Source organism: Arthrobacter sp. NPDC080082, assembly GCF_040686595.1.
Taxonomy (GTDB): Bacteria; Actinomycetota; Actinomycetes; order Actinomycetales; family Micrococcaceae; genus Arthrobacter.
The window spans coordinates 79,133-92,088 of record NZ_JBFBKQ010000003.1; the positions used below are offsets into that span (position 1 = coordinate 79,133).

The window sequence follows — 12,956 nt, forward strand, 5'->3', positions numbered from 1 at the left end:
AAGTCTACTTGCGCGTCTCTGTGCCTTATGCCACACTAACACTCACTTGTTAGATGTCAGACATCTTACAAATGCGGTTGGAGACCAGCCGCGCAGATTCCACCGCAACAGAGTTTCCACAATGGAGTGCACGTGCCCATAGCAGCAGAGCCCTTAGAGGCAGATGTCCTGGCCGCCTTCCCGGCGGAGGTCCCGGTACCGGCAGCCTTGGTGGCCGACGGCGTGGCCGCAGCCGCCGCGGCGGGCCCCCGCACCCTCGTGGTGCTGGATGATGACCCCACCGGCACCCAGTCCGTCGCCGACCTCCCCGTCCTGACCCGGTGGGAGATGGAGGACTTCGCCTGGGCCTTCTCCCACCGCATCAACGGCCGTCCCGCGGACGCCGTCTACGTCCTGACCAACACCCGCAGCCTGGACCCGGCCGAGGCCGCCGCCCGCAACGAGGAAATCGTCCGCAACGCGCTCGCCGCCGCGCAGGCCGAGTCACTGAGCGTGGGCTTCGTCAGCCGCAGCGATTCCACCCTCCGCGGTCACTACCCGCTGGAGCCGGACGTCATCGCCGCCACCGTCAGCGCCGTCGACGGCGGGGCCACAGACGGCGTCGTGATCGTCCCGGCCTTCCCGGACGCCGGCCGCGTCACGATCGGCGGGGTGCACTACATGCGTGCCGGCGGCCCCGGCCGCCTCACCCCGGTGGCGGACACCGAGTTCGCCCGCGACGCCAGCTTCGGCTTCGCCAACTCCGAGCTCGCCCGCTACGTTGAGGAAAAGTCCGGCGGCCGCTTCAGCGCCGGCTCCGTGATCGTCCTGGACCTGGACACCATCCGGGCCGGGGACCCGCAGGCCTCGGCCCGCGCCATCGCGGACGCCATCGACGCCGCCGTCGACTCCACCCCGATCGTGGCGGACATCGTCTCCGAGAACGACCTCCGGCTCCTCTCCCTGGGCCTGCAGGAGGCAGAACGCCGCGGCAAGAAGCTGCTCTACCGCGTCGGCCCGCCGTTCGTCCGCGCCCGGATCGGGCAGGAAATCCGCACCGAACTCACCGGCGCCGAGGCCTACGCCGGCAACCAGCCCTCCGAGGCCGGCGGCCTGATCGTGGTGGGTTCGCACGTGGGCGTCACCACCCGCCAGCTCAACGCCCTGACCGCCCAGCACGGGTCGGCCCGGATCGTGGAGATCGACGTCGAACAGCTCCTGGACGGCCGCGCAGAGGCGCACCTGGACGCCACGGTCGCCCACGTCGTCGACGCGCTGCACGGCGCGGACGTCATCCTGCACACCAGTCGCCTCCTGATCAAGGCCGACGACGCCGCGGAGAGCCTGCGGATCGCCCGTACCGTCTCGGCCGCCGTCGTCGCGGTCGTCAACCGGACGCTGAAGACCTTCCCGCCCCGCTTCGTGATCGCCAAGGGCGGGATCACCTCCTCGGACGTGGCCGCCCACGGCCTCGAAATCCGCCGCGCGATCGTCCGCGGCCCCATGCTCCCGGGCATCGTCTCCCTCTGGGAGCCGGTCGACGGACCCGCCAAGGGGATCCCGTACGTCGTCTTCGCCGGAAATGTCGGCGACGACGAATCCCTCGCCCAGGTCACGCGCAAACTCAGCGCCACCTTCTAACCAGCCGCACCCTTTCAACGGAGAAAACCATGAACTACCAAGTCACCGTCCTCGGCCTCGGCGCCATGGGCCTGCCGATGGCAGCCCGGCTGGCCACGGAACTGACCGTCCACGGCTTCGACATCGCCGAGCCCCGCCTGCGGCTCGCCGAAGAGGCCGGCGTCCGCACCTTCGGCTCCGCCCGTGAGGCCGCCGAGGGCGCCGACGCGCTGCTGCTGGCCGTGCGCAACGGCGAACAGCTGGACGAGGTCCTCTTCGGCGCCACCGGCGTCGCCGGGGTCCTCAAGCCCGGCTCCGTCGTCATCCTCGGCAGCACCGTGGGCACCGACGCCGTTCCCGCCACCGTGGCCCGGCTGGCCGAGTACGGCGTCAGCCTGGTGGACGCCCCGCTCTCCGGCGGCCCGAAGCGCGCCGGCGAGGGCGACCTGCTGATCGTCGTCGGCGCCGAACCCGCCGCACTGGAAGCCGCCCGCCCGGTGTTGGAACTGCTCGCCTCCACCCTGACTGTGGTGGGCGACAAGCCCGGCGACGGTCAGGCGCTCAAGACCGTGAACCAGCTGCTGTGTGGCGTTCACATCGCCGCCGCGGCCGAGGCGATGGCCCTGGCCGACGCCCTGGGCCTGGACCAGGCGAAGACCCTCGCCGCCCTCGAGGCCGGCGCCGCCGGGTCCTTCATGCTCTCCAACCGCGGCCCCCGCATCCTCGAGGCCTATACCGAGGACGGCGCGGAGGTGCTCAGCCGCCTGGACATCTTCGTCAAGGACATGGGCATCGTCGGCAAGGCCACCCGCGCCGCCGGGCTCGCCGCGCCGGTCGCCGCCGCCGCCGAACAGCTCTACCTCCTCGGTCAGGCCCAGGGCCTCGCCGCCGAGGACGACTCGGCCGTCATCAAGGTCGTCGCCCCCGCAAAGCGCACCGCCTAAGCCTTCCGACCCCCCGACCCCGGCCGCGGCGGCCCCCAACGCCGCGGCCGGACCCTCCCTCCCGCCTGTCAAAGGAGACACCCCCGATGAACCCCCTGCTCAATTCCCTGATGGTGGGCGCGGCTGACGCGCCCGTCATCAAACCGGCCGTGGAGCTGGGCACTCCGCTGCTGCTGACCATCGCCGCCGCCGGCGTCGCCCTCCTGCTGGTGCTGATTATCCGCTTCAAGATCCAGGCCTTCGTGGCACTCCTGACGGTCAGCATCCTGGTGGCCGTCGCCGCCCAGATCCCGCTCAAGGACGTCTTCACGGTCGTCTCCAACGGTGTCGGCAGCACCATGGGCAAGGTCGCGCTGCTGATCGCCCTCGGCGCCATCCTCGGCCGCATGATCGAGGTCTCCGGCGGCGTGCAGTCCCTCGCGGACCACTTCACCGCGAAACTCGGTGCCAAGCGCGTGGCCGTGGCCCTCACCGCCGTCGGCTTCCTCGTCGCCATCCCCGTGTTCTTCGAGGTCGGCATCATCGTCCTCGTGCCGATCGTCTACGCCTTCGCCAAGATCGCCAAGGTCCACCCGGTGAAGTTCGGGCTGCCGATGGCCGGCATCATGCTGGCCATCCACGTCGCCGTCCCGCCGCACCCGGGCATCGTGGCCGGCGCGGGCGTCTTCGGCGCCGACATCGGCCTGATCGCCCTGATCTCCCTGGTCATCTGCGTCCCGCTGGGCTTCCTGTCCTACTGGGTGGCCTCGATCATGAACCGCAAGGACTACGAACTGCTGCCCGCGGTCAAGACCCAGGTGGATGAGTTCGGCACCAAGTCCCTGGTGAAGGTGGGCCACGACGGTCCCGGCGCCGCCGCCGTCGCCCCGCCGCGGCCGGGCCTGATCATCTTCCTGATCGCCACCCCTATCGTCCTGATCCTGCTCGGCACGGTCGGCACCCTCACCATCGCCAAGAGCAGCGCCTGGTACGGCGTCGCATCCTTCGTCGGCAACCCGTTCTTCGCCCTGTTGGTGGCCGTGGCGCTCTGCTTCTTCCTGCTCGCCGTCCGCCGCCGCTGGTCGCTGACCGAGACCGGTGAAATCTTCGAGGACGCGCTGCCCCCTATCGCCTCGATCCTCATGGTGGTGGCCGCCGGCGGCGTGTTCGGCAGCGTCCTGCAGGTCTCCGGCATCGGCCAGGCCCTCTCCCAGACCCTCGACACGCTCGGCGTGCCGCTGCTGCTGCTGGGCTTCATCATCTCCCTGGCACTCCGCGCCGCGCAGGGCTCGGCCACCGTGGCGATCGTGACCACCTCCGGCCTGCTGTCCTCCGCTGTCGCCTCCGGCGGCTACACCCCGGCACAGATCGCGGTGCTGGTCATCGCGATCGGCTTCGGTTCGCTCGGACTGTCCCACGTCACCGACGCCGGCTTCTGGGTGGTGGTCCGCTACTACGGCCTCACCGTCGCCGACGGCCTGCGCACCTGGACCGTGCTGACCACCGTGCTGGGCGTGGCCGGCTTCGCGCTGACCTTCGTGGCCTGGCTCCTGGTCTCGGGCCTCAGCGCCTGATGCGTACCCGTCTGGACACCCTGGTCGCCGGCGCCCTGCAGCAGGGCTCGGCCGTCCCGGCCTTCACCTGCTATGACTTCACGACGGCGCTGGCCGTGGTGGGCGCGGCGGAGGAGGCCGGGCGGGGCATCATCCTGCTGGTCGCGCCGAAGACCGCGGGGACCCCCGAGGGGTTGCGGCTGATCACGGCGCTCCGCGGCCTGGCCGACGACGCCGGCGTCCCCGTCGCGGTCCAGCTGGACCACGCCGCGGACCCGCAGCTGATCCTGGATTCCGTCGACGCCGGGGCCGATTCGGTGCTGGTGGACGGCTCCGCGCTGCCCTACGAGGAGAACATCGCCCTGGTCCGGGACGTCCGGGCCCGGCTCGAAGCGCAGGGCAGGGACGACGTCGTGATCGAGGCCGAGCTCGGCGGCCTCGCCGGCGACGAGGACCGCGCCTTCGGCCCCGACGCCGGCGGGAACGCCGCCGGTGGCGAGGCGGGCCTGACCGATCCCGGCCAGGTGGAGGACTTCGTTGCCCGAACCGGCGCCCGGCTGCTGGCCGTGGCCGTGGGCAACGTCCACGGCAAGTACCGCGGCGAGCCCCGGCTGCGCTGGGACGTCCTGCAGGAGGTGGCCGTGCGGGTCCGGGTGCCGCTGGTGCTTCACGGCGCCTCCGGGATTCCGGCCTCCGAGCTGGCCAAGGCCGCTGCGATGAACGTGGGCAAGGTCAACTTCAACACCGAGCTGCGCACCGGCGTGCTGCAGGCCCTCACCGAGCAGCTGCCCGCGCACCGGGCCGACGGCGAGAACCTGCAGGGCCTGCTGGGCCACTGGACCGGCTCCGCCCGGAGCTTCGCGGCCGCGTCCCTGGCCGCCCTGGCCCGGTAGCACGGGTACCCGGCCACGCAGGAAGTCTGCAAAGCGGCGGGAGGCTAGGATCAACCCATGATCCTGGCCTCCCTCGTCTTTGCCCTGCTGGCAGCCCTGCTCCACGTCTACATCTTCATCCTGGAGTCCTTCCAGTGGACCCGGCCCGCGACCTGGAAGCGGTTCGGCCTGGCCTCGCAGGCGGACGCGGAAACCACCCGCCCCATGGCGTACAACCAGGGCTTCTACAACCTGTTCCTGGCCATCGGCGCGTTCGTAGGCGCGGGCTGCGTGGCCTTCGGCGGGCCCGGAACGTCCGCCGCCGTGGTCGGCTGGACCCTGATCCTCAGCTGCTGCGGCTCGATGCTGCTGGCGGCCCTGGTGCTGGCCCTCAGCGGCAGGAAGTACCTCCGCCCCGCCGCCACCCAGGGCACCCTGCCGCTGCTCGCCGTCGTGCTGGGCCTCGCCGCCATCCTCACCTAGCCCACCCTGGCCGCGCTCGCCGGCCCTTCCTGCCCTTACCCCGGCCCGCGGCGCTGGGCCACAATGGTGCTGTGGACAGCGTGAGGGCGGTGTAGCCCCGCCATGACCGGGGGCTCGGGGCAGCGGGGGACCGGAACCCGGAGCACGGACGGCCGTGATCCGGCGATCGACCTCGCCCGGCTGTTCTGCCTGGCCCTGGTGGTGGTTGGCCACACGCTGATGGTCAGCCCGGTGCTGCACCCGGACGGCACGGTCACCTCGGAGAACACCCTCGGCAACCAACGCTGGTTTGAGCCCGTGGTGTGGGTGCTGCAGGTGATGCCGCTGTTCTTCGTGGCCGGGGGCGTGACCGGGCTCTACTCGTGGCGGCGGCTGCGCTCCATCGGCGGAACGGCCTCCGAATTCGTCCAGGCCCGGCTGCTGCGGCTGATCCGCCCGGCCGCGGTGCTCCTGGCGATGATGTTCACCGGCCTGTGGGCGGCCCGGCTGGCGGGGGTGGACTCGCAGGTGGTCCAGCTGCTGGCCAGCGGCGCGGGCATGCCGCTGTGGTTCCTGGCGGCGTACCTGGCCGCGCAGTTGAACCTTCCGTGGCTGGCCGCCCTGCATGCGAGGGCCCCGTGGCTGACGCTGGCCGCGCTGGTGGCGCTGGTGGTGGCTGTCGACTGCCTCCGCGGCGCGGTGCCCGGCCTGGCGTACGCCAACATGGTGTTCCTCTGGTGTGCCGTGCAGCAGCTCGGGTTCCTGCTGGCCGACGGGACGCTGCGGCTGGGCCCGGCGGCCCTGCTGGGCCTGGTGGCCGGCAGCAACGCCGTCCTGGGCGCCGCGGTGGTGCTGCGCCTCTACTCGGGGAACATGCTGGTGAACCTCAACCCGCCCAACCTCACCCTCTTCCTGCTGGCCGTCTCACAGGCCGCGGCCCTGCAGCTGCTGCGGCCCTGGCTGGTCCGGCTGGCGGCCCTCCGGCCGGTCGGGGCCGTCCTCGCCGCCGTCGGCCGCCGGTCCATGACCATCTACCTCTGGCACTTGCCGCTGATCGCTGCCCTCTCCGGGCTGCTCCTGCTGACCCGCCTGGCCCTGCCCGCCGGCGGCAGCGCCGCCTGGTGGTGGACCCGTCCGCTGCTGCTGCTCGCCGTCGCCCTCCTGCTGCTGCCCGTCCTGGCCCTCTTCGGAAGGCTGGAGGAGCGGCCGACGGCGCCCGGGCCGCCCCGGTCCCGGCCGGCCACCGCCGTGGCCACCGCCGCCGTCGTGGTCTTCCTGCCGGTGGTCCAGGCCGCCGTCAACGGACTGACCGTGGGGCTGCTGGGCGGCGGTGCCGCCTGCTTCGCGCTCGCCGCCCTGCTGCTGGGCCGCATACCGGTGCGCGCCCCGGCGCCCGGTCGGCACGGTGCGGGGGACCCATTGCCACCCCCGGAGATACATGCCAAGGTCGAACCATGACCGAGAGCGCGGCAAGAACCGAAGACACCTTTGGCCCGGACGTCACCACCACCCGCAACGACGCGCTGCACCGGTACGAGCTGCACGTCGGCGGCGAGCTAGCCGTGCAGGCCCGGTACATCGACCGCCCGGGCCACGTGGACTTCACCCACACCGAAACCGAGGAACGGTTCGCCGGCCGGGGACTGGCCAAGGTGCTGGCGCACTTCGCCCTGGACGACGTCGTCGCTTCCGGCAAACGGATCATCCCGCATTGCCCGTTCATCTACCGCTACCTGCGCAAGCACGAGTCCTACAACCAGTGCGTCGACTGGCCGGAGCAGCCGCCCGCCGGTGCCTGACAGCTTGTGAGCCCGGCAACAAGCTCGTATGGTTAGCTCTGAGTTATGCAGTTGGCTCACGGACGTGTCTTTTGGAGTATCCCGTGAACCACAAACTGCGTGTGCTTGTCCGTGTTGATGCCGATACCGGCCACGTGACCCTGGAAGCCTCAGGGTGCCTCACCCAGGACAGCTACCCCGCCCTGCTGCACATCATGCGGCGTTCCAGCCGCCTTGCCGCCGGTGCGGACGTGACCCTGGACCTGTACGGCGCCTCCCACCTCGATCCCGAGATCCTGCTGTCCCTGAGGGAATCCTCGTCCTCCCGGGCTGAGGGTTTTGCGCTGGAACTGCTGGAGCCGGCGGACCTGCCGGTCTGCCTGGCCCACGTGGGGCCGGCCGCCGGGGAGCTTGCCGACGACGACGAGGCCGGCGCCTTGGGCGACGACCGGCTGGAAGTGCCGTCCACCACCGCTGACGTGGACGAGGACCCGGTGGAGACCGGGGAGCGCATCCAGGGCCTGGAGCTGGCCCAGTACTTCGAGGGGACCCTGGACCCGGCGGCGACCGTGCGGGCACTCTCCGACGACGCCCTCGGCCAGCTGGCCGACGCCCTGTACAGGCACCTCGACACCACCCACCCCTCCTTCGGCGCGCACACCTGGTATGACCTTGCCGCCGAGGAGCTGCAGCACCGCCACCGTCGTGAGGACGGGCTGCCCGGGGCCGGCTCCGCCGAGCTGACCTCCGGGCTGGCCACCGACGCCTCCGCAGAGCTGACCCCGGAGGACATCTCCGCCATGGACCAGGCCGCCGAGATGCTCGCCGGGGAAGACCTCGACGAGGCCGATCCCTCGGCCACCGAACGCGCCGCGGCCGAACTGGCCGTCCGAACCCAGGACCGTAACCCGCTCCGGGCTGCCGTCGACGGGGATAACGACGACACCCCCGACGGCGAACGCGCCGCCGGCCCAATTTCCGCCTGAGCCGTTTCTATCCGAGTCTGATGTTGCCTGAGCCTTTTGTGCCTGATTGCAGGCGGGACCGGGACTAGGCTTCAGCTATGACAGCAGAGACCCCCGGAGCCACGCCCGCATCCACTGCCCTGGTCACCGGCGCCACCGCCGGGCTCGGGGCCGAGTTCGCCCGCCAGCTGGCCGGGCAGGGCCACCGGCTGGTCCTCGTGGCCCGCGACGCCGGGCGGCTGCGTGCCGTCGCCGAGGAGCTGGAGAACAGCTTCGGTGTGACGGCAGAGGTGCTCCCGGCCGATCTGACCGAGGACACGGGCGTTGCCGCCGTCGTCGCGCGCCTCGCCGATCCCGCCCGCCCGGTGGAGATCCTGGTCAACAATGCCGGCATGGGCCTGCTCCGCTCGTTCGCCGAGAACCCGATCGAGGACGAGAAGCGCCACCTCAAGCTCCACGTCGAGACGGCGATGGAGCTCTCGCACGCCGCCCTGCAGGGCATGCTCCAGCGGGGCTCCGGCCGAATCATCAATGTGGCCTCCGTCGCCGCGTTCCTGCCGCGGGAAACCTACTCGGCCGCGAAGGCCTGGCTGCTGAGCTTCAGCCGGTGGGCCAACATTGCATATGTCTCGCGGGGCATACAAGTGACGGCCGTCTGCCCCGGCTTCACCCACACCGAATTTCACGATCGGATGGGCATGGATAAGTCCGTGGCGCCGTCCTGGATGTGGCTGAGCGCTGAACAGGTGGTCCGTGAGGGCCTGGCGGACAACGCCCGTGGACGTGGCGTGTCCATCCCCAGCCGGCGCTACAAGGCGCTGGTCGCGGCCGCGCGGCTGCTGCCGGCGAAGCTCGTGGCCGGACCGCCCCGCCGGGCTAAGTAGCGGCCCGGCGGCGGATCAACAGCACAACGGCGATCCCCACACAGGCGCCGAGCAGCGTCTCCACCGCCCGTTCGGCCACCAGCAGGTGCGGGTCGGCGGGGGAGGAGAGCTGGGTCATCAGCAGGATCACGGGGGTGAAGAAGACCATGGCCAGCCCGTAGTGCCGGGCCATGAACAGCTCCGTACCGAACTGCAGCACGATCACCAGCACCGCGACGGCGGCGGTCTCGCTGCCGGGGAACAACCGCAGCGGGGAGCCTGCCCAGGGAAAGAGCACGGCCGCCACCACCAGCAGGCCTAGCAGCGTGCCCACAATCCGGTGCAGGCCGCGGTAGACGCTGCTCGGCAGGTCGGCGCCCGCCAGCGGCACCGCCGCCGCGGCCATCGCCCAGTGCGGGTGGCCGCTGCCGCTGAGCACCCCGATGCTGCCGGCCGCCCCGACCGCGGCCAGGTACCGGGCGGCGTGAATCCAGGCCGCCCGGCGGCGGGAACCGCGCAGCGGCGGCACGGTCCGTCCCGCCCCGCGTACCCATTTCCGGCTGCGGACCCAGCCGGCGAAGCCGACCAGGATGGAGAACGCCGCGGACCCGGCGCCGATCAGGACCGCAGCCGGTCCCGGCACGGGGGTGGGGATGGACGCGCACGCGCCGAGGGCCAGGAGGCCAAAGAAGGGCCCGTTCGGTTTCAGGTTCACCCGGTCCGCGAAGAGTGAGCCGACGGCGGCGAGGCCGGACTCCACGGCCACGAGCGTCCAGGAGTGCAGGTGGTTGACCGAGAGCAGCACGCCCACGGCCAGGCCGCCCACCAGGACCAGCGCCGCCTGCAATTGGTGCCGGAGCCTGAGCTGGTGCGGATCGGAGCGGCCGTACATGCCTATCAGGGCCCCAAAGACGGCGTAGACGATCAGGTCCGGCCGCCCGGCGGCCAGCAGTGCCAGAGAAGGCACTGCGACGCTGAGCGCCACGCGCACCGCCGAGGCGTGGTCCCGGTTGGCCGGTCCCAGCGAGTGCAGTCCCTTGGCATGGCGGAGCAGGGAGGACCGCGGCGTGGACGGCAAGCGGACCTCCTGCGGTGGTGTGGTGGTGGAGAACGGATGGGGGCGCGGCCAGGGATGGAATCGAAGCGGGCCGGAGCCGCCAAAGGCCCGCCGTGGCCGCCGCCCCGGTGGGGACGGACGGCCCGCGAGGGGCCTCGGAGGGCGGGGCGCTGGGCCGGCGTGCTCGGCCGGGGGTGGCTAGGCCGGCGCGCCGACCTTGCCGCCGTCGGCGTCGCCCGCAGCGACCAGGGGCATATCCATGTGTTCCAGGTCGATCAGAGGGTTTTCGTCCTGGGTGGCGACCAGTTCCCGGGCCTCGGCCTGGGTGTCCACGCTCGGCATGGAGCCGGGCAGCGGCATCTGGGCGGATTCGCGCAGGAAGTAGATCGCGACGGCGCCGATCGCCGAAGTGGCCATCAGGTAGTACGCCGGCATCATGTCGTTGCCGGTGGCCGAGATAAGGGCCGCGACGATGAACGGCGTAGTGCCGCCGAAAATCGCCACCGAGAAGTTGTACGCGATGCCCATGGCGCCGTAGCGGCTGGCGGTCGGGAACTGGGCCGGCAGGGCGGAGGCCAGGTTGGCGACGTAGAACGTCACGGGGAACGCGATCAGCGCCAGGCCCGCCAGGGTGGACCAGATCTCGCCGACGCCGATCAGCATGAACGCCGGGGTGGCCAGGACAACGGTGCTGATGGCACCGATCCAAAGCACGGGCCGGCGGCCGATCCGGTCGGAGAGCTTGCCGGTCAGCGGGATGCAGAGGCTCATGACCACCAGGACGGGGATGGTCAGCAGGGTGCCGTGCACCTCGTCGTAGCCCTTGGACTCGGTGAGGTAGGTCGGCATATAGGAGGTCAGGGCGTAGCCGGCGGTGTTCGCCGCGGCCACCAGGATCATGGCGGTGATGATCGAGCGCCAGTAGGCCTTCACGATGCCCACCGGACCCTTGGAGGCGGCGTCATCCGCGGCGGAAGCGTCCTTGGCGAGGTTCTCCTGGGCATCCAGGGTGGCCTGGAACTGCGGGGATTCCTCGATCTTGCTCCGGAAGTACACGGCGACGGCGCCGAGCGGGCCGGCCACGAGGAACGGGATGCGCCAGCCCCACTGCTCCATGGTGTCCTGGCCCAGGGTCAGCTGCAGGACGGACACCAGTGCGGCACCGAGGGCGAAGCCCAGGTAGCTGCCCATGTCCAGGAAGCTGGCGAAGAAGCCGCGGCGCTTGTCCGGTGCGTATTCGCTGACGAAGGTGGTGGCACCGGCGTATTCGCCGCCGGTGGAGAAGCCCTGGATGAGCTTGAAGACCACCAGCAGCACGGCGGCCCAGATGCCGATCTGCGCGTAGCCCGGGAGCAGGCCGACGGCGAAGGTGCTGGCCGCCATGATCAGCAGGGTGGCGGCCAGGACCTTCTGGCGGCCCACCTTGTCGCCCAGCCACCCGAACACGACGCCGCCGAGGGGGCGGGCGATGAACGTGGCGGCGAAGGTGCCGAGCAGGAAGAGGGTCTGGACGGTCTTGTCTGCCTCGGGCAGGAAGACCGGGCCCATGGTGGTGATCAGGTAGCCGAACACGCCGACGTCGTACCATTCCATGGTGTTGCCGACGATGGTTCCGCCGAGGGCCTTCTTCAGCATCGGCTGGTCAACGACGTTGACGTCGGACTCGCGGAGCCGGCGGCGGCGGAGGCGTGGCTTCTTGGCGGCGACGGGTGCGCCAGGGTTGGTTCCGGTGGCGTTGGCTACGCCTGCGGAAGAGTCGGTCGTGCTTCGGTCTGTGGGCATTTGGGAGGCTCCTGTGGAGGTCATTTGCTTGCGACTTCTAGCTGCCCCGCTCTGGGCAGGCTCTCAATTTTACGGGATTTCCGTAGTCATTCCGATTTTTGTGCCGTAGGATGCCCCTTTTCGGCCGCCGGACGCCCGGGGCGGGCGCGAAGCCGTGACTGCATATTCCGCGTCATCACTGGGAAGTAAGCAGTGAGCTTATTAGTTTGGTAACAATTGGGCCGCGACCGCCCCGAAGCCCCGGATTTCGGGCCTTTTACCGCCGTTCCAGCCTGATTTCGGGGAGCTCGAACCAGTCCTTGGGGAGCAGTTTCCGGGTGCCGTCCGGCGTGAAGCCGTGCCGGGCGTAGAAGGCCCGCGCCCGGGGGTTGTCTTCGAGGACCCACAGGTAGGCCGGGCCGGGGCCGACGGCGGCGTGCAGCAGGGCCGCGCCCAGCCCGGAACCGTAGGCGGCCCGCAGCGTGTATATCGCGTAGAGCTCCCGTTGGTCCGGCCGGTCCTCGTCCCGTCCGGGGCCGCCGTGGGCGAACCCGACGATCCGGCCGCCGTCGTCGAGGGCGATCACCGGCGCGGACGGGCCCACCAGGGAGGGCCGCCGGCTTTCCGTCCGCTCCGGCAAGGAGGCGCGGCGGGCTGCGAAGAACTCCGCCGGGAGGACGTGGGAGTAGCACTCCTCATGGGCCAGCGTGTGCATCTCGACCAGGGCTTCGGCGTCGGCGGGCGTGGCCTGCCGCAGGTGGTATTCCATGCCCCCAGCCTAGAGACATGGCGACGGCGGCAGACCTACCATGGTGGGACGCTTCATTTCATCGCGGAAAGGAAGAGTCATGGCGGATCATCACTCGAAAGAGCAGCTTGAGCCGGAGGTCGCCCAACACCTCACCCAGTCCATGGACAAGGTCCCCGGCCCGGAGATCAAGCGGCCCGCCCCGCCGTCGCCGGCGGACGGCCACCCGTGGCCGGACGGCAGCGGCAAGCACCACCACCCCAGGGACCGCGACTCCGTCCACTCACAGCAGGGCCAGCAGGTGGCCGACGCCGCCATGCACCGCCAAAGCCGGCCGCAGATCCCGCACCACGACTAGGACGGGTTGCGGCCGCC

General features: G+C 70.9%; 13 protein-coding genes. 10 read left to right on the forward strand and 3 right to left on the reverse strand.

Annotated elements, in window-relative coordinates; translation table 11 throughout:
• The first annotated feature begins 132 nt into the window (after positions 1-132).
• The 9 genes from AB0O44_RS07165 to AB0O44_RS07205 all read left to right on the forward strand — a co-directional run bounded on the left by AB0O44_RS07165 (position 133) and on the right by AB0O44_RS07205 (position 9,036).
• On the forward strand, positions 133-1,620 hold the full coding sequence (locus tag AB0O44_RS07165; protein WP_364135985.1) for a four-carbon acid sugar kinase family protein: 1,488 nt from the start codon (positions 133-135) through the stop codon (positions 1,618-1,620).
• A 29-nt stretch (positions 1,621-1,649) separates the two neighbouring features.
• Entirely contained in the window at positions 1,650-2,543 is an 894-nt protein-coding gene (locus tag AB0O44_RS07170) for an NAD(P)-dependent oxidoreductase (RefSeq protein ID WP_364135988.1), read from the forward strand.
• 86 nt (positions 2,544-2,629) lie between these two features.
• Positions 2,630-4,096, forward strand: a complete 1,467-nt coding sequence (locus tag AB0O44_RS07175) for a GntP family transporter (RefSeq protein ID WP_364135991.1) — start codon at positions 2,630-2,632, stop codon at positions 4,094-4,096.
• Positions 4,096-4,968 (forward strand): class II fructose-bisphosphate aldolase, encoded by an 873-nt coding sequence (locus AB0O44_RS07180; RefSeq protein ID WP_364135994.1) that lies wholly within the window; start codon positions 4,096-4,098, stop codon positions 4,966-4,968. Before AB0O44_RS07175 ends, AB0O44_RS07180 begins: the two co-directional genes overlap by 1 nt.
• 57 nt (positions 4,969-5,025) lie before the next feature.
• On the forward strand, positions 5,026-5,430 hold the full coding sequence (locus AB0O44_RS07185; protein WP_364135997.1) for a DUF1304 domain-containing protein: 405 nt from the start codon (positions 5,026-5,028) through the stop codon (positions 5,428-5,430).
• Between the two features lie 102 nt (positions 5,431-5,532).
• A complete protein-coding gene (locus AB0O44_RS07190; RefSeq protein ID WP_364136000.1) occupies positions 5,533-6,867 on the forward strand; it encodes an acyltransferase in 1,335 nt (444 codons plus the stop codon).
• Complete coding sequence (locus AB0O44_RS07195; protein WP_364136003.1) at positions 6,864-7,208, forward strand: GNAT family N-acetyltransferase; 345 nt, start codon at positions 6,864-6,866, stop codon at positions 7,206-7,208. The genes AB0O44_RS07190 and AB0O44_RS07195 overlap by 4 nt, the downstream gene beginning before the upstream one ends.
• 83 nt (positions 7,209-7,291) lie before the next feature.
• On the forward strand, positions 7,292-8,173 hold the full coding sequence (locus AB0O44_RS07200) for a hypothetical protein (RefSeq protein WP_364136006.1): 882 nt from the start codon (positions 7,292-7,294) through the stop codon (positions 8,171-8,173).
• A 77-nt stretch (positions 8,174-8,250) separates the two neighbouring features.
• Positions 8,251-9,036, forward strand: a complete 786-nt coding sequence (locus tag AB0O44_RS07205) for an SDR family oxidoreductase (RefSeq protein ID WP_364136009.1) — start codon at positions 8,251-8,253, stop codon at positions 9,034-9,036.
• Here AB0O44_RS07205 and AB0O44_RS07210 read toward each other — a convergent pair.
• From AB0O44_RS07210 to AB0O44_RS07220, 3 genes are all read right to left on the reverse strand, one after another.
• Positions 9,029-10,093 carry an FUSC family protein gene (locus tag AB0O44_RS07210; RefSeq protein ID WP_364136012.1) on the reverse strand — a complete coding sequence of 355 codons (1,065 nt, stop codon included), beginning with the start codon at positions 10,091-10,093 and terminating at the stop codon, positions 9,029-9,031. The two genes, AB0O44_RS07205 and AB0O44_RS07210, sit on opposite strands and share 8 nt — an antisense overlap.
• Positions 10,094-10,270: 177 nt before the next feature.
• A complete protein-coding gene (locus tag AB0O44_RS07215) occupies positions 10,271-11,854 on the reverse strand; it encodes an MFS transporter (protein ID WP_364136014.1) in 1,584 nt (527 codons plus the stop codon).
• Between the two features lie 256 nt (positions 11,855-12,110).
• Complete coding sequence (locus AB0O44_RS07220) at positions 12,111-12,602, reverse strand: GNAT family N-acetyltransferase (RefSeq protein WP_364136017.1); 492 nt, start codon at positions 12,600-12,602, stop codon at positions 12,111-12,113.
• A gap of 79 nt (positions 12,603-12,681) precedes the next feature.
• On the opposite strand from AB0O44_RS07220, the gene AB0O44_RS07225 reads away from it, so the two are divergent.
• The gene (locus AB0O44_RS07225; protein ID WP_364136020.1) at positions 12,682-12,939 is read left to right on the forward strand and encodes a hypothetical protein; all 258 of its coding nucleotides are present in this window, start codon (positions 12,682-12,684) and stop codon (positions 12,937-12,939) included.
• Positions 12,940-12,956 lie beyond the last annotated feature (17 nt).